The organism is Frisingicoccus sp. (assembly GCF_048388605.1).
Lineage (GTDB): Bacteria > Bacillota > Clostridia > Lachnospirales > Lachnospiraceae > Frisingicoccus.
Genome location: NZ_DBGCTU010000025.1, coordinates 58,148 through 81,537, shown reverse-complemented (window position 1 = coordinate 81,537; position 23,390 = coordinate 58,148). Strand labels below are relative to the sequence as shown.

Here is a 23,390-nt window from a genome sequence, read left to right as displayed (position 1 = left end):
TTACCCCAAAACGAAAACAAAGAGTACATTTTTCTTTAAAATATACTCTTCGTTGTTTTATCATATTAAAGTTTTAACGGCTTCCCCGGATATACGGTTTGCTTAAAGATTCCGGTTCATTGCTCCGCCCGATGGAACCGAGCAGGGCGATCAATGTAATAATGTAAGGCAGCATTGCCAGCGCCTGGGCCGGCAGCGGTACGCCGACGGCCTGCAGTCGAATCTGTAGGGCATTGGCCCCTCCGAAAATAAGAGCCGCGCCAAAGGTTCCCACCGGCGTATATCTTCCAAGGATGACCGCCGCCAGGGCGATATAACCGCGGCCGGAAATCATATTCTCGGTAAACACGCCCAGCTGGACAAGCACGAGATAGGCGCCGCCGATCCCGCCCAGGATTCCGTTCACCAGCATCGCAATGTACTGATATTTATGTACGGGAATACCGGCGGCATCCGCAGCCCGGGGATGCTCGCCCACCGCCTGAAATGCCAGACCCTTTGCTGTTTTCGCATAAAAAACAGTCATAACAATAACTAATATATACAGAAGATAAGTAAAAATATCCTGATTAAACAAGGCATCCCCAATCAATGGAATATCGCTGAGTATCGGAATCTTTATCGTTGAATAGGTCGTCAACTGCTGATAGCTCTTTCCCTCTTTCAATATTCTTGAAAAGAAGCTCGTCACGCCGAGGACAAACATATTAATAGCGATACCGCTGACCGACTGATTCTGCGCCAGTTTGATCGACAAAAACGCATGGATCATGCCAACCGCAACACCACCCAAAATACCGCACAAAAGTCCGATAAACAAACTGCCGGAAAACATGGCTCCCGCAAAGGAGCAGAAAGCTCCGCTCAGCATAACACCCTCCATACCAATGTTTAAGATTCCGGCTTTTTCAGCGAACATTTCACCCAAACCGGCATAAATCAAAGGCACAGCCATACGCACCATGGCAGAGAAAAAGGCTGTAAAAAATCCTACCGTCAATATCTGTTCCAACATTTTTTTCTCCCCTTTCTATGCCGCTTTCCTTGCTTTTTTTCGATTGATCAGGCCCTTTGCCAAAATAAGGAGGACAACCAGGCCGACAAGTATGTCTACGATTGCCGAAGGAACGCCAAGCTGACGCTGCATTGTATTCGCTCCGACCTGCATGGCCGCCATGGCGATCGATGCCACAACAACACCCACCGGATGATTTCCGGCCATCAGTGCAATCAGCACCGCCGTGTAGCCGCAGTTTGAAGAAATGCCCTCCAAAAGTTTTTTCTGAATGGCAAGCACTTCAACCACACCGGCAAGTCCCGCCAGACCACCGCTTAAAAATGCGGAAATAACAATATTTTTCATAACGGATATGCCGTTGCAGGCTGCCGCTCGTTTATTAAAGCCGACCACCTTGATTTCATAACCGAGGGTCGTCTTTTCCAACAGATACCACACGATCACAACTGCCAGCAGCGCTATAATGAAGCCCACATGAAGACGGGTCGGCGGCAAAATCTGCATAAGCAATGCGGATTCATCAATCTTTGCCGACTGGGGAACACTGCCGGCCGGGTCCATTAAGAAGGTACGAACGGCAAGTCCGATCAGATTAATCGCTATATAATTCAACATGATTGTAACGATAATTTCCGAAATTCCGAATTTCGCCTTAAATATGGCCGCAATCAGCGCCCAGATGCCTCCGGCCAAAAAGCCGATGATCAAGGCCAGAATAATCCGGACAATTCCCGGAATTCCCTGAAGTCCGAGGGCAACCATGGCAGAGGTCAGCGCCCCCATGTAAAACTGGCCTTCCGCTCCGATATTAAAAAATCCGGTTCGAAATGCCACCGCGCAGCCGAGCCCCGTAAAGATCAACGGTGTTGCCTTAACGAACACCTCGCAAAAACCATTTAAATTTCCAAAAATCCCCCGGAAGAAATTAGCATAAGCTTCCATCGGATCGGCATTTGACATCACTATGAGACCTGTTCCCACGATAATCGTAATCAATGCAATAACAACTGCCTGAATCACTTTATTTCTCTTATCCGTCATCACATGGCCTCCTTTGTCATTCCGCCCATTAATAAACCAATCTTCTGTACATCCGCTTCACTGCGGTTAAGCACGCCGACAACCTTTCCGCCGAACATCACCGCGATCCGATCCGACAATGCCAGTATCTCTTCCAGATCCGCCGAGATTAGCAAAACGCTCCGATCCGAATTACGAACATCCATCAATGTCTGACGCACAAACTCGGTGGCGCCGATATCCAATCCCCGGGTCGGCTGATTGGCAATAACCAATTTTGCCTCCTCTGTCACCTCTCTGGCAATGATAATTTTCTGCTGATTACCGCCGGATAAAAGTTTGACCACAGATTCCATACCCGTTGTTCCCGTTGTCTTGATCTGAAACTTTTCAATCGCTTTTTTCGCCTGTTCTTCAATCGGCTTTTTATTGAAAATACCTTTTTTTGAAAAAGGTTCTTTATCATAATTTTTCAGCAGCATATTTTCTTTCAATGTCATATCGATCACCAGCCCATCCGCATGGCGGTCATCCGATATATAGGAAATTCCCTTATCAAAACGCTGCTTCACTGTCGCTTTCTGAATATTCTCACCCATAAAACATATCTCGCCGGAAGTATTTCGACGAATCCCCGCAATCACCTCGGCCAACTCGGTCTGCCCGTTTCCGTCAACCCCGGCAATGCCAAGAATTTCTCCTTTATTGACAGTGAGATTAATGTTATCCAATATCGCCTTTTCGCCCTTCATGATATTCACATTTTTAAGTTCCAAAGCGACACCGTTGTCCAACTGTTCCTGTATCTCAAAATCCCCGTGCAGCTCCCGCCCGATCATATACATGGATAATTCCTTTGGATTGGTTTCGGAAGTTACCAGTTCCTTAACTTTCTTTCCATCGCGCAAAATCGTTACCCGGTCACTGATCGCCATAATCTCACTCATACGATGTGTGATAATGATGACCGCGTAACCCTCTTTTTTCAATTTTCTCAGAACCTCAAAAAAATCCTGAGTTTCCTTTGGCGTCAAAACGCCGGTCGGCTCATCCAGAATCAACAAATCCACATTCCGATATAAAGCCTTCAAAATTTCTACTCGCTGCTGTTCACCCACGGATAAATCCCTGATCCTTGCATCCGGTCTTACCCGAAGGCCGTATTTTTCCGCCAGCTCAACAATACTCTTTCTGGCATCCATCTTTGAAATGAAAAGGCCGTCCTGATTTAGTCCGAGAATAATATTCTCCAGCACCGTCATCTTCTGAACAAGTGAAAAATGCTGATGCACCATGCCTATTCCCTGATCAATCGCCTCTCTTGGAGAATCAAATAACACTTTTTTATCCTTCCAGTAAATTTCTCCGGTATCCGCTGTATAAATACCAAACAAAATATTCATCAGCGTTGTTTTTCCTGCACCATTCTCACCAAGCAGAGCATGAATCTCACCTTTTTCCACGGATAAGTTAATATCTTCATTGGCATATACGCCGGAAAAAGCCTTGCTGATATGCTTCATCTCTAAGATTGCCATAACCTTTCTCCTTCAATGTGTTCAATGAACCAGACATGGGACGTACCGGCCTTAGCCAGTACGTCCCGTCTGCTTATTCTTTATAGCTGATTCAAATTATTTTCTTACGTTTTCATCAAGCGGTACTACAAATTCACCGGATTTGATGGCTTCAATTTTTTCATCAATCATTGTGCGAACGTCTTCAGGAATAACGCTTTCCATATCATAGTATGGAGCCATTTCTACAACGCCCTCAGCCATACCAAGGTATTTAACTTCGCCTTTGAATGTGCCGTTAACAACATCCAGATAAGCGGATTCAATAACCAGAGGTACATTATACATAGAAGATGTAAGTACAGTTTCAGGAGCAAGTTCATGCTGATCATAGGAATCGCCTGTTGCGTAAATGCCGGCTTCCTGAGCTGCAGCGATTGCGCCGTTGCCACATTCATTCGCATCATGGGCAATGAAATCAACACCGCTGTCGATCATAGCCTGAGCTGCCTCTTTTGCCTGAGCTGTATCTGTGAAACTACCTGTCCATGCTGTCTGAACTTCGATGTCCGGATTAATGGATTTTGCACCATCCTCAAAACCATTCATGATCTTAATAAGGGAAGCGCCTTCGATTGGTCCAATGAAACCGATTTTATTGGATTTTGTCATGCTTGCCGCAAGCATACCCTCGATATATCCGCCCTGTTCACAGCTCATAACATAAGAAGCTACATTATCTGCTGCCGCATTGGATTCCGTACAGATAAATATCGTATCCGGATACTGCTCGCCAACTTCGAGAGCCGGATCGCCAAACTGGAAACCATGTCCGATAACGATATCATAACCGCTTGATGCATAATCTGTAAATGCTGCTGCCATATCTGCTGCCTGAAGATTTTCTGTATAAGCGATTTCAGCGCCGTATTTTTCTTCAAGCAACTCAAGTCCTTCGTATGCGGACTGACAGAATCCCATATCGTTGACTGCGCCGGTTACACAAAGCGCAACTTTCAGACTTTCACCGTCTGCTGCGGCCTTTGTTTCACCGCTTGTCTCTGCACCGGTTTCTGCTGTTGTTTCTGCCGTTGTCTCTGCTTTTGTTTCCTTTGTGCCACCACCGCATGCTGTTAACATGGAAACAGCCAGTGTCAGGCTCAATGCCATTGCCACAAGTTTTTTCATTGTTTCAATCTCCTTTACCCTTTTTGTGATTAATTCATTTTATATTAAAATAATATAAATGACTATTTAGAAGCCATCGGATAAACTACCGGGAAGCGCTCCGGAAGTTCGATGCCGGCCCGGGAACGAATTGCTGCTGCATGTTCCTTTGCGGCCGCAAGTACTTCTTCCTCATTTAAGGAAAGAACAATGCGGTCCTTCATCAGCCACTTGCCATCACACATGGTGCTCTCCACATTGGATGAATGCATAGATGTTACGAGGTTCGCTACCGGGTCGTGCAGCGGCAGCATACCTGCGGAATCCGGATTAATAACGATCAGATCGGCCTTTTTGCCCGCTTCCAGGGAACCATAAAGGTCTTCATCCATCAAGGCCTTTGCGCCGTTAATGGTTGCCATGCGCAGGATTTCCTGAGCCTTCACAACATCCGGCTCCAAACGCCAGCCCTTGTGGATCAGGGATGTCAGATACATCTCATCCACCATATCCATACGGTTATTGGACGGCGCGCCGTCTGTACCGATCGTTACGCAGATGCCTTCGCGAAGCATTCTAGGCACCTTGGCAAAACCGAGCACACGCATTGCGGCCGCCGGATTGTGAGAAACCTTCACCTGATGATCTCGGAACATTTCAACTTCCTCATTGGTCAACCATACGGTATGCACCGCAAGGAAGTTTTTGTCCAGAACACCCAGTTTGTTCAAATGAGTTACCGTCCACTCACCTCTGGTGGCCTGCATATATTCTACTTCATCTTTAACCTCGGCAACATGCATATGTACGCCGACATTATATTTATCTGCCAGTTCCTTCGAACGGACGATCAAATCATCGGTACAGTTGAAAATTGTACGCAGTCCAAACCATACCTGGACACGTCCATCATAGGTATTATGGAACTTCTTCAAATCTTCTTCCTGCTTGTCCAGCTCTTCCTGCGTCGTTTTCTGCCATACTTTTGGAAGACCCTCACCGCAGTCCATCACGGATTTTGCCAGTTTCGCGCGAACGCCGGCTTCAGCAACGCCGCGAACCATACCGGCTACATGCTGTCCGCCCGGCTCAGCAAATGATGTACATCCGCACTTAATCTGCTCCAGACAGCAGGCCAATGTGGATACATAGGAATCTTCCTCTGTCATATTGCTCTCATAAGGCCAGATACGATCATGGAGCCATGTCAGCAGATTTACGTCGTCCCCCAAACCCCGTCCAAGCTGCTGTGATGTATGTACATGGGTATTTACAAGGCCCGGCATAATAATCTTACCTTTACAGTCAATAACCTCATCCACGTCTTCTTTTAACTCAAAATGTCCGATCTTACTGATTTTGTCATCTTCCACCAGAACACTGCCCTCAGAATAAACTTCTTCTTTCGCATTCATGGTGACAATAAGCGCATTTTTCAACAATGTTTTCATAGAAATTTACCATCTCCTCTGTTAAACTGCGTTCATTATAACGAATCATGTTCGCTTTGTCAATCACCCTGGAGACGAATATTGATGAAATTTGTATTTGACGAATGTCTTTTTTTTCTATATAATAGCAAATCAGAAAAGGAGGGACCCCTATGTCTGATATTGATTTAAATAAAATAGGCACTATATTAAAAAACCGGCGTTCCGAAAAAAACATGTCTATCCGTGATCTGGCCGCCCGCTCTGAAATCGCTGCCAGCACGATCAGTCAGATTGAAACGGGAAAAACTTCGCCGAATCTCCTCACACTGCAGGCCCTCTGCAATGCGCTGGATCTTCCGGTCTTTTCACTGTTTCTGGATGAGGATATAAGCAACGTCCGACTTGTCCGCCATAACGAACAGCAGACATTTATCCGGAATATCAGCAACGGAAAAGCCCTTGTCGAATCACTGATCACCCAGGGGCGCAACGAAATGTGGGGCGCTATTATCGATATCCCTTCCAATTCCGACTCCGGCACCTATGCCCATCACGGCGGCGAAGAACTGGTATTTATACTGGAAGGGTGCATCAACTTTGAACTGGAAAACTATAACACCTATGTACTTGAAAAATACGATTGTCTGTACTATCCGAATTATATCGGTCATCGCTGGACGAACACCTCAGATATCGATGCTAAGATGTTGATCATTTCCACATCGCCTTATAAATTTTAAAAAATCCCTCAGATTTTTCACAATAAAGTCTGAGGGATTTTTTTAATTATCTTCCATTATTTTGAGCGTATCGCTGAATATCAACGGACAGCCTGTCGCTTTCTGTATGTCCTCTTTTGTGTAATCCTGATGTAATTCGGTGACAACCAGGCCCTGCGATGTCACTTCCATGACACCCATTTCTGTAATAATCAAATCAACACACCTCTCTGCCGTCAGAGGTAATGTACATTTTTTGAGAATCTTATGGGCTCCCTTCTGAGTATGCTGCATGACAACAATGCACCGTTTTGCGCCTGTTACCAAATCCATTGCGCCGCCCATTCCTGCAACTTTTTTACCCGGAACAATCCAGTTCGCCAAATCTCCATTTTCCGCAACTTCCATAGCTCCGAGCACCGTAGCTTCCACATGTCCGCCCCGTACCAGCCCGAAGCTGGTTGATGTGTCAAAATAATTTACCCGGTCCACCGCAGTAACATACATTCCCCCGGCATTCACGATATCCACATCCTCTTCTCCCGCCTTAGCCAGTTCTCCCAAACCGGAAAAGCCATTCTCTGAATGCAGAGTTACGGTTATTCCCTCCGGAATGTAATCGGCAACCATCGTTGGTAATCCAATACCAAGGTTCACAAAATCTCCGTCTTTAAATTCCTTTGCACATCTTTTTGCAATTCTTTCTTTTATATCTGCCATGGTTTTTCTCCTTCAACAATCGCATCCACCAACACTCCTGGCACAGCATAATATTCCGGACTTTCGTCGCCGACTTCCATTAATTTTTCTACCGCCAGAATTGTGTGCTCCGCCGCTCCGGCCATCACATAATTAAAATTCTTTGTTGCCTTGGCACACATAAAATTTCCAAATCGATCTGCCGCAGAAGCGCGAATAAAAGCATAATCCGCTTTTAACGGTCGCTCCATAAGGTATTTTCTGCCATCAATCACCATTGTTATTTTTTCACGGCCACACTCATCTGTTTCCGACTCCATCAATGTTCCAACGCCTGTCGGTGTCAGAACGCCGCCAAGGCCATAAGCACTGGCACGGATTTTTTCAGCCAAAGTCCCCTGCGGCACAAGCGTATATGTCAAAATTCCTTCCGCCACCTGCTCATTAATCTTAGGGTTTACTCCTGTGTGGGACACAATCAAATGGTCTACCATATGATGTTCCAATAATTTTCCAACACCTCTGGCTGTTTTTCCTGCAGCCGGACCAGTAGGCTGACCTGCATCCAATCCACCGTCATTAGCTATCACCGTCAAATGTTTAACCCCTTTTTTCACAAGCGCGTCCATGAGTATTTCCGGTGAACCTGTTCCAAGAAATCCGCCAACCATAATTGTCATTCCATCTCTGACGCCAGCCACAGCCTCTTCTGCTGAAATCACTTTATCTATCATCCAATCACCTTCTCTATGTACTTCCAGGGCTATTGAACCTTTCTTACAAGCCCAAGAATTTTTCTTGCCTCTTCCGGAGTTGCCGTCTCATATCCGGCTTCCTCAACCAATCGTTTTGCTCTTGAAACCAACTGAGCGTTATTTTCAGCCAAAACGCCCTTGCTGTAGTATACATTATCCTCCATCCCCACACGCAGATGACCACCCATCGCGATTGTCGCCATCATAATCGGCACATGGCCACGGCCAATCCCGGCTGCTGCCCAAGTACTTCCTTCCGGGATGCGGCTCTTTAACATTATTAAATCCTCTAAAGTTGCCTTCACGCCGCCAGCCGCTCCCAAAATCAATTGGAAATGGCATGGGGCTTTTAAAATACCGGTTTTCACATAATGCTCGGCCGTATATATCATCCCTGCATCAAAAATCTCTATTTCCGGCTTAATATCCAACCTCTTGGCCTCTTTCCCCAATGTTTCCAAAAATCTCGGATGATTTTCCAGAATTGTCCGATTCTGCCAGTTCATAGTTCCACAATCATAGGAACAAATTTCCGGAAGCAGTTCCCTTATCGGCTTAATTCGCGCCTCATCGTCATCTTCTGTACTTCCAGAGCCTAAAGTTCCGCCGGAACTTGTAATATTAATGCAAATATCACAATCTTTTTTTGCCCGAATCAAATCAATCGTTTCTTTATAACGCTCAAAATCTGTACATGGTGTCCCATCGTCATTACGCACATGGATGTGTGCCACGGCCGCTCCGGCCTTCCAGCACTCATAAACATCTTCCGCTATTTCCTCCGGTGTTACAGGCAATGCCGGATTATCCTGCCGTGTCGGCCATGCCCCTGTAACTGCTACCGTTATAATACGCTTATTTTTTAAATCACTCATATTTTCTTCTCCACATTTATCTCTATATAGATATCAGGCCCCTCACACAGGGCCTGATATCCGATTCTATATGAACAAAGGAGGGTTCCATTACTCTTTATTCATCGCAAAGCTCATGCACCTTCTCAATCTGAAGCAGAGACTGCTTTTTAAACATACCCAAATCATTCATAATAGTTACTATTTTAAAGCCTTCTTTTATACGGCACGCCGCATCCTCCGGTGTTGATGTCACAATTCCCGGAATAACCCCGGCATCTTCACATGTCCTGCGGATTTTATCGATTGCCTCCGCAACCTCCGGATGCTTCAGGTCATTTGGATGTCCCATATCCAGAGAAAGGTCCCCGGTGCCGATAAATACGCAATCCACTCCGGGAGTCCCGGCAATCTTATCAATGTTTTCCAACCCTTCCACCGTTTCGCACTGACATATGGTAAATAACGCGTCATTTGCTTCCGACAGGTAATTTTCATAGGCTCCCCATCGTGGCCCGCGGCCCGCATTCATTCCCCGGAGCCCTAAAGGCGGAAACTTCACAGCATCCATAATATACCTTGCATCACTCCCGTTTCCTACCATCGGCACCATGATGCCATGGGCACCGACATCGAGAATCCGACGCATCAGCTTGGTTTCCATAGTATATACCCGTGGGATGGATACCATACCGTAAGTCTCCCCGGCCCGAATCATATCCACCATGGTTTCCAGTCCCAATGGGGAATGTTCCATGTCAAGAATCACGAAATCCATGCCATTCATTGCCAGAATCTCCACATTTGTCGGATTACAGGAGGCCACGAAAGCCCCGATGACATAGCCCTTTTCATTTATCTTTTCTCTCAGATAATTTCGCATTTTCATAACGGACAACCACCTGCACCTTATTCCTCATCTTCCGGTCTTTTGATGATTTTGCGGACAATTTCGCCCTGTTTGTACTCCGGTCTTACCGGTGTGAACACATCGAGATTAACAACGGTTTCATCGGAAGTTGCAACGATATAATGTTCAGACATCGGCGGAATCGCCATGATTGTTCCAGGTGTCATATGATATGGATAGCCGTCAACATAGAAATCGCATTCACCCTGCAGAATATAAGCAATCTGCTCATAAATATGTTTATGTGGGCCAGGGGTATGTCCTTTTTCGATTTCCGCAATCTGAATTGTACATCCGGAAGGATTAAAACATTTTTTACGCATTTTCTCCCGAATCGGTTCCCAATCAAGTTCATCCCAATTAATAATATTTACTGCCATAATAAATTCCTCCTAAACTTTTTTATTAATAAATTTTTTAATTTTTCAGTAATTTAATACTTTTTAGATCCCCAATAACATTGACGGTGTTTCTTTGCCCATCAAATTAATTTCTTCCTCTGTAACACCGAATTCATCCACAAGCTTGCAGATAAACTGATACATTCCTTCCACCGGTGCCACATTCACTTTCTGTCCCAAATCGGAGTCAAGCACAATTTTCTCCTTTGGCACTGCTTTCAGAATTTCGCCGATGACTTCATCCGGGCAGGTGCCTGATTTGGCGATTGAACTGAATACCGCCGCATTAAGCTCAATGTAGGCTCCCATATCCGCCCATTTTGTCATCTGCTCATATGTAGCATTCACAAGAAAATGAGGATGGTTCACGCAAATTTTAGCAACACCCAGTTCTACAGCCTTTGTAACGACAGCATCCACTTCTGCAGCCCGTCCATGCCCTGTGCACAGGATAATATCCGGTCGTTTGGCAATATACTCAATAACTTTTACACAATCCGGATTAAGATTTCCTTCTTCATCCAGATAAATGGAACCATTATCCACAATCTGCATATTTCCGCTTCCGACAAAATGGCCTCCCGAGTGTCCAACCACATGATTTCTCGCTGAGACCGTAGGCATGTACACAGTTTTTGCTCCCAACTGATATGCCGCATCTACAGCGTGCAGATTAAACATGCCGACAGACTGATTCAACGCAATTCCGCCAAAAACCTGACATCCGTTTTTCGCAAGATGCTGCGTAACCATTTTTGTTCCCATCATTGTAGGAAAATAATGGTCTTTTACAAGAAATGCTTTATAGCCTGCTTCCTCTGCCTGAAAAAGCATTTCAGCAGCATCCACTTTCCGAACGGCAATCGACGGTCCTGCATGGACATGCATGTCCACAAACCCCTTTAAAATTTCTCTTGAAACTGACATTTAAATAATCACTCCTATCATTTATATATTTTGTTAAATACCCATAAGGTTTGGTATAAACATTACAATCTGAGGGAAATAGGCCAGTATCAGCGTCACCACTAAAGCTACGGCCGCAAACGGCGCTATCGACTTACTCAATCTCCCCAACGGTATCTTCGATATATTGCTCGTCACAAACAGAAGCATACCGACCGGCGGCGTAATCAATCCAATCGTAGACATCAAACAGAAGATAATTCCAAAATGAATCGGATCAAATCCAACAGCCATAGCTAAAGGTGCAAACACCGGCACAAAAATGTACATTGCGGAAAAGCCTTCCATAACACAGCCGATGACAATCAGCGCAAGAATAATCAACAGCATGACAATATACTTATTCGTTGTCAAAGATAAAATACTGGTTGTAATTAAGGATGGAATATTATCCATTGCCAGGGTCCATCCCATAATATTTCCAAAGGCCACAATCAGCATGATTCCCGCTGTAGATACCCCTGTCTTTAATAAAATGCCAGGCAGCGCTTTAAAATCAAAGGTCCGATAGATTAAAGAGGCCACGATTGCAGCCACAACAGCGACAGCGCCGCTTTCTGTTGGTGTAAACAGCCCGCCCATAATACCGCCAATGATAACCACCGGAACAATCAGAGCCGGCAATGCCTTAATTAAGGCCTTTACGAAAGCCTTCGGGTCAAATCTTTCTTTAGATTTCTTATAGCCGCGTTTTTTTGTATAGTATAAAATGACACATATATAGCCGATACCAAGCAGGATTCCCGGAGCAATTCCGGCAACAAACATTTTCTGAACCGATACGCCTGTGAGCACGCCGTAAATAATAAACGTTACACTTGGAGGAATAATCGGACCCAAAACACCGGAAGCCGCAATTAATGAACCTGTAAAATCATCGTCATAACCATCCTTTGCCATTTCTTTAATAAGAATCGCGCACAGGATTGCCGTAACCGCATTGGCTGAACCAAGGATTGCTGCCAAAACCATTGCCAAAATAACACAGCAGTAAGCCATGCCTCCCCGAATCCATCCCAAACCTTCCCTCGCCAAATCAAGCAGCCGCTTTGTAATACCGCCGCTGTTCATCAGCTCTCCGGCCAGAATAAAAAATGGAATACACATCAGGGAAAAAGTATTGACACCGGTAAATAATCTTTGCGTAATTATTGAAAAATAGGTTGGCGAATTAATCGCAACAAGGTGGGCTAGTCCTCCCAGGCCAAGAACAAATGCCATCGGCAAACCGATTAATAATGTACCCACAAACACAAGAATAACTAAGGTCATTTGTCCTCACCTTCTTCCTTTTCAGCCGCAGCCTGCAAAACCTGTTCAATTGCAAACAAAACTATCAACAAAAATCCAATAGGAATACTGATATATACAATACTCATGTTCATTTTTAAGCCCGGGCTCTGCATTTTTGCGACCATCGGTGAAAATGTATAGCCAAATCCTTTAACCGCAAGATATGCGCTGACAGCCCCAATAATAGCATTGTCGACAATTTTAATCGCCTTGCCAATCATCGGCCTGCCCTTGGCCACATGGGATATGAGCAAATCGAAGGATGCCATGCCGCCAATTTTATAGGCAGCAGCCCCGCCAATGAAAGTCATTCCCACCAGTAAAAACCGGGTAAGTTCTTCGGCCCAGACAAAGGATTGTCCCAAAACATATCTTCGTATGACTTCAACAAAAGTAACCAGCGTCATTATTGCCAAAGCAATGGCAAGAATAATTTCTATCAACTTTACAAAAAAATCCATTATCTTCGAATACTGTTTAATAAAAATCTCCATAAAGTTACACCCTTACCCTTTACTCGATGCCTTCCACCATCTCAACAAATGCCTTGATGAGCGGATCCTGATTCTTATATTGTTCAACCACATCTGAAACCGCAGCCTTAAATTCGGTCACATCTTCAATCTTATTCACCTCAACACCGGCATTTTCCATAGCTTCATAGCCTTTTGCTTCTGCATCTTTGAGGTATTTATCAAATACATAATCATAGCCTTTTGTGAAGCCTTCCTCCAATTCCTGCTGAACCTCAGGACTCAGAGAATTAAACCAATCCGCGTTGCACACAATCACAGTTTCAAATGGATATAACCCAATTTCAGTAAAATACTTTAATACTTCATAATGTTTTTCTGAATAAATCGATGTGATATTAATTTCTTCACCGTCAATAATCTTATTCTGAAGACCGGTATAAATCTCACCGTAATTCATTGTCGATGGATTTGCACCCATTGCGGTAAAGGAGTCAATCAGAGAATCTGTCGGAACAACACGCATTTTGAGTCCCTTCATATCTTCCACACTCGTAATCGGACGGGTATTATTTGCCAGGTGACGCATACCTGAATCATAAGAAGCCAAAACCTTTACTCCCAAATCCTCTTCAATTTTGTCAAAAATTGCCTGAGCCTCTTCCGACTTCATTGCCTCTCTCTCAATATCATAATCACTGATTAAAAACGGAATTGTAAAAGCATCCATCAAATTGGTATAAGTTGAAAGTGTTGAAGCTCCCAGGCCACCCATCTGAAGCGTCCCGCTCATAACCTGCTGCAGTATAGCGTCATCATCACCAAGCTGCCGCGCTCCATAATATTCAAATGCCACATTACTGTCCGCAGCTTCAATATCCGCTATAACATCGATTACAGCTGCATAACTAGGCAATGTATCCTGTCCGCCCGTAGCCATCTTAATAGCCACTTTACCACCGGCTTCACCACCTGAAACAGTGTCCGAAACCGCCGCAGTCGTTTCCTCTTTTGTGTCCGGCGTCGAAGCTGTTTCTCCTCCACCACAAGCCGTCAATCCTACTGCCAACACCGCTACAAGCGCAATACTCATAATTCTTTTTTTCATTTTTAATTTTCCCCTTTCTCATAGTGTGAAGCTTGTTCCATTAAATGACCTTCTCCCGTCCTTTTTTTCGGGAACGTTCCCATTTTTTGTCAAAAAAATATGTCCATTCCGACTTCTCCCCGGCCGGTTAAGGAGCAGGCCCTTTGCTCTATTTCGACTTCTCCTTAACCGGTGAATTCATTTTCTGTGCCTAGGATTATATACCTTTGTCGCTGAAAAATAAATCTTTTGTCTAGGCTCATCTGAATTTTCAATTCTTTTGATTAAAAACTCCGCCGCCTTTTGCCCCATAGCTTCCAAGTCCGGCCCTGCGTAAGCAATTCTTTCCCTCTCATAGAGCTCCGGAACACATTCGCAACATGCCAAATCATATTCTTTTAATAAATGTTTTCCAATAGTCCGGCCATACCGAATAAGGCCAATACCCATCAAAAAATTATTTGAGCAAATTCCCGTAACATCTTGAATTGAAAAAATTTTTTCTGCCATTTTATACCCGGATTTCACATCGAGTTCTCCCCTGAAAATAAGCGATTCATCCACTGGAATTCCGTAATCCTCAAGGGCCGTTCGATACCCTTCTTCCCTTTTTCTACTAACTGTAGAGCTTTGGGAATCACCAGATATATACACAATTTTTCGATGTCCATTGTCAATCAACTGCTTTGTTGCCAGATATCCCGCTTCAAAATCATCTCCGATGACCTCATCCAACTGCATCCTTCGAATATCTCTGTTAATCAGAACAGTCGGACAAGCCACATCCTGAAGAACATCCTCTAACTGCTCCGTATTAAAAGCTGTCATTGGTATTAATCCGGCAAATTTGAAATTTTTTGCCATAGATATAAACTGCTTTTCCTTTTCCACATCGTACATGCTGTTATATACCACCGGCATATAGCCTTTGACCGATAAAACCTTCTCCACCCCGACAACGGTTCTTGCAAAATAATCGCTTTGAATATCTCCCACGATGATAAGCACCAACGGCAATGACCCTGTAATCATGCTCCGGGCTACAACATTCGGTTTATAGTTCATCTTATGAACATACTCCAATACTCTGTCCCGTGTCTCCTGTTTAACATTCGGATCATTATTAATTACTCTGGAAATGGTTGATTTTGATATGCCTGACGCTGCTTCCAAATCCTTAAGCGTTACCATATTTTCCAGCAGCCCTCCTTTCTCTCTGTTCTGGGAACGTTTTCATTTCATGTCATTATCATAATCTTTATTAGTCAAAAAGTCAATGGCTTTCATTACTTTTTTTGATTTTTAGTAATTTTCTACAATGGTTTCCCGTATTCCGATACCAATGTCTACATTATTTTGTGCATTTTGGTAACGTTCCCAATTTGTAATCTATTTTTTCTTCCCCCCACCTTTTATCAAAATATCCTGCAAAAAGGGAAAACCCGGAGTTTTTAGCCCCGAAGGTTTTCCCTTTTTCAATTCCGATCTTTAATTTCCCGATACCGGTATATACGGCGCAATTTTGTTGGCCAGTTCCGAAGCTGTCATTGTCTGAAGCCATACCTTGCCCGGCCCCTCCAGCACGGTCAAAAACAATCCTTCACCGCCAAAAAGAATATTCTTAAATCCTTTCACTGTTTCAATAGAATATCTAACGCTTTCCTCAAAATAAGCCACATTGCCCGAATCAATCTTTAATCTCTGTCCCGGCGCCAGATCATATTCGCACACCGTCCCATCCAGTTCAAGAAACGCAATGCCGCTTCCGGAAAGGCGCTGAAGAATAAAGCCTTCACCGCCGAACATACCGCTGGACAGTTTTTTAGTCAGCACCGCATCCAGATTCACACTGTGCTGCGCGCAGAGAAAAGCGCCTTTCTGCGCAATATATCCTCTTCCGGGAGAAATTTCCAGAGTATGTATTTCCCCCGGCATGGATGCTGCCATCGTAATCTCCTGATTATCCTGCAGCGCCGTGTATGTCGCCATAAACAGAGAATCACCGGAAAACATACGGCCAAATCCCTTCATCAACCCTCCATGAGTATTGGTTTCCATAGAAAATCCATCGGTCATCCAGCTCATACCGCCCGACTGGGTATAAATACTTTCTCCCCGGTTCATCCGAAGCGACACCGCCGGAAAGGGTTTCCCAAATACTTTATACTGCATAAAAAATCCTCCTCCAAACTCCTTTTTCTCTAGTATGCCATGCTGGCACCCCGTATGTCAAATGCTTCGCATGGGCGGGCTTCGTCAGGCCAGAAATGTATACCAATATCCGAAGTCACTTGGTCCCTCGCTGCCCTCCCGAATCGGCTTGAACTCCCGAAAACCGAACATATTCGCCATAAATGCTTCTCTGGAATGTTGGGTGCCCGGAACCCCCAGAATATAGGAACCCCGTTTCTCCTTTTCAGGCTTAACACGGGCCAGAATAAGATGCCGATAGCTATAATACCCATGTAAAAGAAAACTGTTGCTTCCGTAGGACCAGCAGTCAATCGGCATCCTCCCGATATCCTGAGGTTCAAGCCGCACACAGGCATCCACCGAATCATCCTCAAAGGGATACATGCCGGGACACTGCTCAAGAATTTTCCCAAAATTGCGCTGCCGTTCATTCGTTTCCATGGATACAAGGCGGCCGCTCTCTTTTTCCGCCTCTTTTCCACCCCCGGTAACTGCTTCCGCTTCTATGACGGCTTCGTCAGTTCTCTCCGGCTTCAATCCTGCGTCTGCCGGAACCTCTGTTTCTTTTACTTCTTCCGGTTCCGGCGGGGCTTCATTTTCTTTTATTTTCTCCGACTCCGGCGGGGCTTCATTTTCTTTTATTTTCTCCGGCTCCGCCGGGGCTTCATTTTCTTTTATTTTCTCCGATTCCGCCGGGACTTCACTTTCTTTGACTGTTTCCATCCCTACTGCCGCTTTGCCTTCTTTTACCGCTTCCACCTCTGCAGGTGTATCTTTCTCTTCCATCACCTCCGGCTCCGGCGGCGCCGCTTCCTCTTTCACTGGTTGACTATCATCCCACTGGGTAACAAACCGATGGATATCCAAATCTCCATGGTCCCACCGGGTTCCATAAAACTTTTCCCCTTCACCCAGTATGATCATGCCGGACATCTGATCCAGCCGATAGCCGGAGCCCGCAATATTCATTGTATCTGTTCTGAAATTCCAGTCGCTGCCATGATTTTTTATCTGCACATCCCCGATATAAACGCCCCGAAGTTCCTGCCCAAATCGGATAAACATATATACCCGGCAGCGTTCCAAACCGGTATAAACATTTTTCAGCGACAGCCCGATCCGGCACTGTCCGTTCCGGCTCTCCACTTTCACAAAGCCGGCATTCATGGTTTTTAAACCATTCTCATAGAGATACATATAGGAAACAAAACGACTATAATCCGACATAGAAAAATCCCCCTTTTTGACTATCCTATGCGGATACCCGGGAGATTATTTCTAATATCAATCCTTTATTTTTTTATTCAGAATATTTGCCAGCGCTGCGAACTGCTCCAAAGTCAGCGCTTCACCCCGCACTGTTTCCGGCAGTCCGACTTCCCGGATAGCTTCCACAATGTCCTCTTTTGATGCCGAAATCAAATCTGAATTCTTCAAACCATTCTGCAGCGTCTTTCTCCGCTGGTTAAATGATGCCCGAATGATATCAAAGAGAAGCTTTTCATTATCCACAGATACTACAGGCCCGGCATGCCGGGTCAAACGGATCACCGCCGAATCCACATTCGGCCTTGGTATAAAACAGTTTGCCGGAACATTGGCCACCAGATAAGGCTCAGCATAATACTGCACCGCCAGAGACAGGGCGCCGTAATCCTTGCTTCCCGGACCGACCTTCATCCGGGCTGCCACTTCCTTCTGCACCATCACCGTAATATTATCTACCGGCACGTGGCTCTCAAACAGCCCCATAATGATCGGCGTTGTAATATAATAGGGCAGGTTGGCGACAACCTTGATCGGCTTTCCGCCGTTCTTTTCCAATGCCAGCGCCCGGATATCTACTTTTAATATATCTTCATTAATAATCGTCACATTATCATATTCCGATAGTGTCTCCCGCAAAATCGGTATCAGCTTTCGGTCAATCTCAACGGCGGCCACCTCCCCGGCGGCTTCTGCCAGATACTGGGTCAGAGTTCCGATTCCCGGTCCGATCTCCAGCACAAAGTCATCCTTTGTGACCCCCGCCCCGTTGATGATCTTGGAAATGACATGCTCATCAATTAAAAAATTCTGTCCGAATTTCTTCTGAAAATTAAACTGATATTTTTTTATTGTCTCTATCGTTTTCTGCGGATTTGATAACTTTTCCATGCACAACTCCTCTTGATTTTTTCCGTACTTCTTAACAGTTTATCGTCCCCGGGGACAAATGTCAATTTCTGCATTATGATTTTGTCTGCTATGTAAAAAGCGCCGAACTTCCATAATCTTATCTGGGCCTTCATCATCAATTACAACATAGTAAACTACATAATTTTTTACATATATATGATAATATGGATACTTCCGTTTCTTCAGTGAATGATAGGGTTCAAAGGCTTCTGCACTCGGCAGCCGTTCCAATATTGCTGTTTCTACCATATCCAACAAATCATTCGCTGCCTGTGGATTCATTAATTTTTCAGCGATATACACCACTTTTTCTTCCAGCTCCTCATAAAACAATGGTAAATATCGCAAAATATATTTTGTATCAGCCATTTATCCTCCTTCGGAGTCCCCCAAAAACTTCTTCATGCGTGTAACGCCTGCTGTCATTCTCTGCTGCAAATTCCGCTTCATCCAAGGCTGCCTCTGCACTATCAATCAGTTTGGAATATGCTTCAATACTTAATACTACCATTGCACCATACCCATTTTTAGTCAAATATACCGGTTCACCCGCATTTACAATTTTCTCAATATCCGGAAATTTATTTCTCAAATCAGAAACAGGTTTAATTTGTATCATCGCGCTACTCCTTATCTTAATTTTATCATAATTTTATCATTAATTATAGTATATCCAAAACGTCTCCGTTCCACAAGCAATATTTCAAGATTTTCAAGCGAAACTATGCTATACTGAAAGTGCATATTAGGAATTGGAGATTTTTTATGATTGCACTGTTTTTATCACCGTTTTATATTATTGGAAATATTTATATATGTGTCCGGGCTCTTCAGTGGTTTTCCGCCTGTTCGGAGCAGACGAGCCGATTGGGCTTCCGCTTATTTTTCATAGTCCTTTACAGTCTTTTAGCGCTGTCTATCGGACTGGCCTTTATCCTGCCCCACTCAGGAATCCAACGGATTTTCGCCTGCATCGGCTCCTATTGGCTTGGAATTCTTTTATACACCATCCTTGTTCTGGGTGTCGCTGAATGTCTGCGCCTGTTTCTGCATTTCACCCGCTTTGTACCGGAGGAATTTCTTGCCTCCAGAAAAACTTTTGCCGCTGTCGGCTTTGCCTGTATCATTGTCATTGCCTTTCTCTGTATGTGGGGCGTTATCAGCGCTGTCCGTGTCCGCAGTACAAGCTATGATGTCACTATTGATAAGGACGGCGGCAAGCTGGATGAATTAAACATTGCCCTTGCTGCAGATCTACATCTCGGCTACACTGTCGGGCCGAAAATGATGCGCCAGATGGTTGAAAAAATTAATGCTCAAAATCCGGATATTGTTTTGATTGCGGGAGATATTTTTGATAACGATTATCACGCTATGAGAAAACCGGAAGAACTCATTCAAATACTGTCCCAGATTCACAGCAAATACGGCATCTATGCCGTTTATGGCAATCACGACACGGATGAAAAGATCCTCGCCGGTTTCACATTCCCTTCAAAAAAGAAAAAGGCCAGCGATCCCCGAATGGATGATTTTCTCAATCGGGCCGGCATCCAATTAATTACTGAAGAAACGCTTCTCATCGACAACTCTTTCTATCTTGTCGGCCGTGCCGATGAGGAACGTCCCGGCCGGGGCGTCGATGTGAGGAAAACACCGCAGGAAATCATGGATGAACTGGACAGTTCCAAACCGGTGATCGTTATGGAGCACGAACCGAAATTCCTGCAGGAAATTGACGATGCCGGAATCGATCTGCATCTGTGCGGACATACCCACGATGGTCAGACCTTTCCGACAAATTTTCTTTGCAGACTGATCTGGGAAAATCCGGCCGGATATTTAAGGAAAAATCATATGCAGAGCATCGTCACCTCCGGCGTTGGACTTTTCGGGCCCAATATGCGTGTTGGAACTAAAAGCGAAGTAGTAAATATCAAAGTGCATTTTCGATAGGTATAAATTTTCGATAGATATGATTTCCAAAAATTTAAGGCAAAAATTCTTTATTTTCCCTTATTATTGCTTTTTCAAGATAAGTATGTTATATTAAACCTAGAAAAGGAGCAACCGCCCACAAAGTGGTTAGCTTCCCAGATGGTTTTCAAGCCTGCCTAGACCGCTAAGTACAAGGCAGGCTTGTTTATTTTCGCTTGTTATTCCTATCGATATAGGCAAGCAGTGCAATTAGGAACGTTGCAAACAGCACCTTTTCTTCAGATATATTTAATTGCCCAGATATTCCTCCAGGCAGACACCCCGGCGATATATTTCCTCCGCAGCCTCTTTACCCACATATCTGTAATGCCACGGCTCATAAGCGATTCCGGTAATCTCTGTCTTGTCCTCGGGATACCGGAGGATAAAGCCGTATTTATAGCTGTTTTCCATCAGCCATTGCCAGACGTCCACGGCGCTCTGACTTCCATTGTCATCCATACTGATATCGACAGCCAGACCCAGCTGATGTTCGCTGGTCCCCGGCACCGCCACCCACTGTTCCGCCATTTCTCTGGCATCCGCCTCCGAATAGCCTTGGGAAATATAATCCTCAACTTCCTGGTCCATCAAAGACTGCTGCACCTCATTTGTCCGATATCCGGCATTGACATAAGGCTCCAGCCCCTCCGTCCGCGCATCATCAAACATTTCCTGCAAATACGAATAAATCCGGCTGTCCACCGACTCTCCGTTCCACAATTCCGTTAATTCCGGCGCATACCCCTCAGGAATCGGGTTCCACCGATTTACGAGAAGAAGCTGCCATCCATCGCCGCTTTCACCGGTATCTATTCCCATGCCCGAAGCCCGAGCCGGCGTCGTCCAATTATCCACGACAAGTTTTATCCCGCCGATAAGCATCAAAATTGCTATAACCAGTAAAAAGTATATTCCGAACGCCGCCCTGCGCCGTCTTTTATTTTTCCGTCTCATCATGTCCGACCTCCCTTTCCATACTGATTGTATTAGAAAAGATGGGCAGACACTTTAACATTCAATTATTTAAATCCTAAGAATCTATTAATCCTGACAAACTACTCCGACATCCGATACATATGTCTGCCATTTTCCCAGGTTATGGTTTCCACTTCATCCGCCGGTATTCCTTTTAAAGCGGAAATCGCCTCGATGACATATGGCAGATTCAGAGAGCTATTGCGTTTTCCCCGATTTGGCGAAGGCGTCAGATACGGACAATCCGTCTCAAGGACAATCCGGTCCATCGGCGCATATTGAACGACTTCTTTTAAAACTCTGGCATTTTTATAGGTGACAACGCCGCCGATCCCGAGATAAAAGCCTTTATTGAGGTAATTGCGCGCCATTTCCACCGAATAGGAATAACAATGAATGACGCCGCCGATATCCTCACATTTTAATCCGTTCATCATATCCCAGGTATCCTTTGCCGCCTCCCTGGAATGGATCACCACCGGAAGTCCTGTTTTCCGGGCCAGTTCCATCTGCTGCTCAAACCAGTATTTCTGTTTTTTACGCTGCTCCGGGTCCTTTTCCCAATAATAATCCAGTCCGATCTCTCCCACGGCAACAATTTTCCCCTTCTCCTCGACGGATTCCTCCACCAGGCCGGTCAGCCACTGAAAGCTCCGCTCATCCAGACAATCCACATCGCTTGGATGAACGCCTGCCGCCGCATAAATAAAATCATACTGTTTGGCCAATGCCACTGCCTTCCGGGTAGAATCAATGTCCGCGCCGATGTCTACGACCCGCCCGATTCCGGCATCCCGGAGCTGCTTTAACAATTCTTCCCTATCGTCATCAAACTTTCTGTCATCATAATGCGCATGTGTATCAAAGATCATAATGTACCTCCCATTTATATTTCAAATTTTTCAAAAAATATTTTCGTAATATTCGATATATACCGGTCATCCCGCTTAACCAGCATTAACTGGGTTTTCAGGGTCTCCTCATTTAATTCCCGAATCTGAACCTGAGGAATATCCTCCGCAAAAGATTTCGGCAGCAGAGCCACCCCCATTCCGGCCCGGACCATCTGAATACTTGTCCAGGCGTTATCCACCATGCAGGCCAGATGAATCGAAAGGCCCTTATCCGCAAATGTCTGACGGATCGCCCCTTCCCAGCGGCGATACAAAATCAGCGGACATTCGGCCACTGCATCCAGCCCCGGATTTTCCGGAAGACTGCCCGGCAATCCAACGGCGGCAAAATATTCTTCCCGGTATTTATGACAAATAAAACCATCCTGCGGAAAAGGCGCCCGTACTAAAGCCAGATCAATATGATTTGTTTTCAGGCCATCCAAAAGCTGATAAGTATTTCCCTCATAAATCTGAAAATTCACTTCGGGATACATTTCACGGAATGCCATCAGCCTCCGCGCCGCATGCCCGGTGACAGATGAGGATACCATTCCTATTCGCAGCGTCCCCCGAAGGCCATTGCCCAGACTGTCAATCTCCATTTTGGCCGCAGAAGCCATGTCCAATATGGTATTCGCCCGCTCATACATTAATTTCCCCGCATCTGTCAACGTGATGCTTCGAAGTCCCCGTTCAAAAAGAGTGACCCCCAACTCGGCTTCCAGGGATTTCATCTGATTACTCAGGGGCGGCTGCGAAATATGCAGTTTTTTTGCCGCTGCTGAAATGCTTCCCTCATCCACAATTGCAGTAAAATAACCCAACTGCCTTAAATCCATCACATCACCCCTTCTAT

Annotated in this window: 25 protein-coding genes; 2 read left to right on the top strand and 23 right to left on the bottom strand. The window is 45.0% G+C overall.

What is annotated here, in order from left to right; translation table 11 throughout:
* Window positions 1-73: 73 nt before the first annotated feature.
* The 5 genes from ACMN7X_RS05635 to ACMN7X_RS05615 all read right to left on the bottom strand — a co-directional run bounded on the left by ACMN7X_RS05635 (window position 74) and on the right by ACMN7X_RS05615 (window position 6,173).
* The gene (locus ACMN7X_RS05635; RefSeq protein WP_418746508.1) at window positions 74-1,015 is read right to left on the bottom strand and encodes an ABC transporter permease; all 942 of its coding nucleotides are present in this window, start codon (window positions 1,013-1,015) and stop codon (window positions 74-76) included.
* A 15-nt stretch (window positions 1,016-1,030) separates the two neighbouring features.
* Window positions 1,031-2,059 (bottom strand): ABC transporter permease, encoded by a 1,029-nt coding sequence (locus ACMN7X_RS05630; RefSeq protein ID WP_418746507.1) that lies wholly within the window; start codon window positions 2,057-2,059, stop codon window positions 1,031-1,033.
* Window positions 2,059-3,576, bottom strand: a complete 1,518-nt coding sequence (locus ACMN7X_RS05625; protein WP_418746506.1) for an ABC transporter ATP-binding protein — start codon at window positions 3,574-3,576, stop codon at window positions 2,059-2,061. Before ACMN7X_RS05625 ends, ACMN7X_RS05630 begins: the two co-directional genes overlap by 1 nt.
* A gap of 96 nt (window positions 3,577-3,672) precedes the next feature.
* Window positions 3,673-4,752, bottom strand: coding sequence for a BMP family protein (locus ACMN7X_RS05620; protein ID WP_418746550.1), 1,080 nt, complete (start codon window positions 4,750-4,752; stop codon window positions 3,673-3,675).
* Window positions 4,753-4,805: 53 nt separating this feature from the next.
* Complete coding sequence (locus ACMN7X_RS05615; RefSeq protein WP_418746505.1) at window positions 4,806-6,173, bottom strand: amidohydrolase; 1,368 nt, start codon at window positions 6,171-6,173, stop codon at window positions 4,806-4,808.
* Window positions 6,174-6,325: 152 nt separating this feature from the next.
* On the opposite strand from ACMN7X_RS05615, the gene ACMN7X_RS05610 reads away from it, so the two are divergent.
* Window positions 6,326-6,895 carry a helix-turn-helix domain-containing protein gene (locus ACMN7X_RS05610; RefSeq protein ID WP_418746504.1) on the top strand — a complete coding sequence of 190 codons (570 nt, stop codon included), beginning with the start codon at window positions 6,326-6,328 and terminating at the stop codon, window positions 6,893-6,895.
* Between the two features lie 42 nt (window positions 6,896-6,937).
* On the opposite strand, the gene ACMN7X_RS05605 is transcribed toward ACMN7X_RS05610, so the two are convergent.
* The 15 genes from ACMN7X_RS05605 to ACMN7X_RS05535 all read right to left on the bottom strand — a co-directional run bounded on the left by ACMN7X_RS05605 (window position 6,938) and on the right by ACMN7X_RS05535 (window position 19,302).
* Entirely contained in the window at window positions 6,938-7,594 is a 657-nt protein-coding gene (locus ACMN7X_RS05605) for a 3-oxoacid CoA-transferase subunit B (protein WP_418746503.1), read from the bottom strand.
* Window positions 7,582-8,307, bottom strand: a complete 726-nt coding sequence (locus tag ACMN7X_RS05600; RefSeq protein WP_418746502.1) for a CoA transferase subunit A — start codon at window positions 8,305-8,307, stop codon at window positions 7,582-7,584. The genes ACMN7X_RS05605 and ACMN7X_RS05600 overlap by 13 nt, the downstream gene beginning before the upstream one ends.
* A gap of 29 nt (window positions 8,308-8,336) precedes the next feature.
* The gene (locus ACMN7X_RS05595) at window positions 8,337-9,203 is read right to left on the bottom strand and encodes a 3-keto-5-aminohexanoate cleavage protein (RefSeq protein WP_418746501.1); all 867 of its coding nucleotides are present in this window, start codon (window positions 9,201-9,203) and stop codon (window positions 8,337-8,339) included.
* A 97-nt stretch (window positions 9,204-9,300) separates the two neighbouring features.
* Window positions 9,301-10,071 carry an HpcH/HpaI aldolase family protein gene (locus ACMN7X_RS05590; RefSeq protein ID WP_418746500.1) on the bottom strand — a complete coding sequence of 257 codons (771 nt, stop codon included), beginning with the start codon at window positions 10,069-10,071 and terminating at the stop codon, window positions 9,301-9,303.
* A 20-nt stretch (window positions 10,072-10,091) separates the two neighbouring features.
* Window positions 10,092-10,472, bottom strand: coding sequence for a cupin domain-containing protein (locus ACMN7X_RS05585; RefSeq protein WP_418462731.1), 381 nt, complete (start codon window positions 10,470-10,472; stop codon window positions 10,092-10,094).
* A 63-nt stretch (window positions 10,473-10,535) separates the two neighbouring features.
* Complete coding sequence (locus ACMN7X_RS05580; protein ID WP_418462732.1) at window positions 10,536-11,420, bottom strand: DUF6282 family protein; 885 nt, start codon at window positions 11,418-11,420, stop codon at window positions 10,536-10,538.
* Between the two features lie 33 nt (window positions 11,421-11,453).
* Window positions 11,454-12,731 carry a TRAP transporter large permease gene (locus ACMN7X_RS05575; protein ID WP_418746499.1) on the bottom strand — a complete coding sequence of 426 codons (1,278 nt, stop codon included), beginning with the start codon at window positions 12,729-12,731 and terminating at the stop codon, window positions 11,454-11,456.
* Window positions 12,728-13,246, bottom strand: a complete 519-nt coding sequence (locus tag ACMN7X_RS05570; RefSeq protein WP_418746498.1) for a TRAP transporter small permease — start codon at window positions 13,244-13,246, stop codon at window positions 12,728-12,730. The genes ACMN7X_RS05575 and ACMN7X_RS05570 overlap by 4 nt, the downstream gene beginning before the upstream one ends.
* Before the next feature lie 19 nt (window positions 13,247-13,265).
* Window positions 13,266-14,333, bottom strand: coding sequence for a TRAP transporter substrate-binding protein DctP (gene dctP / locus ACMN7X_RS05565; RefSeq protein ID WP_418746497.1), 1,068 nt, complete (start codon window positions 14,331-14,333; stop codon window positions 13,266-13,268).
* 177 nt (window positions 14,334-14,510) lie between these two features.
* Window positions 14,511-15,503: a LacI family DNA-binding transcriptional regulator gene (locus ACMN7X_RS05560; protein WP_418746496.1), complete on the bottom strand. Its 993-nt coding sequence runs from the start codon at window positions 15,501-15,503 to the stop codon at window positions 14,511-14,513.
* Window positions 15,504-15,800: 297 nt separating this feature from the next.
* On the bottom strand, window positions 15,801-16,484 hold the full coding sequence (locus tag ACMN7X_RS05555) for a TIGR00266 family protein (protein WP_418746495.1): 684 nt from the start codon (window positions 16,482-16,484) through the stop codon (window positions 15,801-15,803).
* A gap of 84 nt (window positions 16,485-16,568) precedes the next feature.
* Complete coding sequence (locus tag ACMN7X_RS05550) at window positions 16,569-17,732, bottom strand: DUF6128 domain-containing protein (RefSeq protein ID WP_418746494.1); 1,164 nt, start codon at window positions 17,730-17,732, stop codon at window positions 16,569-16,571.
* A 57-nt stretch (window positions 17,733-17,789) separates the two neighbouring features.
* Window positions 17,790-18,662 (bottom strand): 16S rRNA (adenine(1518)-N(6)/adenine(1519)-N(6))-dimethyltransferase RsmA, encoded by an 873-nt coding sequence (gene rsmA / locus ACMN7X_RS05545; protein ID WP_418746493.1) that lies wholly within the window; start codon window positions 18,660-18,662, stop codon window positions 17,790-17,792.
* Between the two features lie 39 nt (window positions 18,663-18,701).
* The gene (locus tag ACMN7X_RS05540; RefSeq protein ID WP_418746492.1) at window positions 18,702-19,052 is read right to left on the bottom strand and encodes a type II toxin-antitoxin system RelE/ParE family toxin; all 351 of its coding nucleotides are present in this window, start codon (window positions 19,050-19,052) and stop codon (window positions 18,702-18,704) included.
* Window positions 19,045-19,302: a type II toxin-antitoxin system prevent-host-death family antitoxin gene (locus tag ACMN7X_RS05535; RefSeq protein WP_178040229.1), complete on the bottom strand. Its 258-nt coding sequence runs from the start codon at window positions 19,300-19,302 to the stop codon at window positions 19,045-19,047. Before ACMN7X_RS05535 ends, ACMN7X_RS05540 begins: the two co-directional genes overlap by 8 nt.
* A 146-nt stretch (window positions 19,303-19,448) precedes the next feature.
* Between ACMN7X_RS05535 and ACMN7X_RS05530 the strand changes: the two genes are divergently transcribed.
* Entirely contained in the window at window positions 19,449-20,639 is a 1,191-nt protein-coding gene (locus tag ACMN7X_RS05530; protein ID WP_418746491.1) for a metallophosphoesterase, read from the top strand.
* A 270-nt stretch (window positions 20,640-20,909) separates the two neighbouring features.
* On the opposite strand, the gene ACMN7X_RS05525 is transcribed toward ACMN7X_RS05530, so the two are convergent.
* From ACMN7X_RS05525 to ACMN7X_RS05515, 3 genes are all read right to left on the bottom strand, one after another.
* Window positions 20,910-21,617: a M15 family metallopeptidase gene (locus ACMN7X_RS05525; protein ID WP_418746549.1), complete on the bottom strand. Its 708-nt coding sequence runs from the start codon at window positions 21,615-21,617 to the stop codon at window positions 20,910-20,912.
* 101 nt (window positions 21,618-21,718) lie between these two features.
* Complete coding sequence (locus ACMN7X_RS05520) at window positions 21,719-22,510, bottom strand: TatD family hydrolase (protein WP_418746490.1); 792 nt, start codon at window positions 22,508-22,510, stop codon at window positions 21,719-21,721.
* Window positions 22,511-22,524: 14 nt separating this feature from the next.
* Window positions 22,525-23,373, bottom strand: a complete 849-nt coding sequence (locus tag ACMN7X_RS05515) for a LysR family transcriptional regulator (protein ID WP_418746489.1) — start codon at window positions 23,371-23,373, stop codon at window positions 22,525-22,527.
* Window positions 23,374-23,390: the final 17 nt, after the last annotated feature.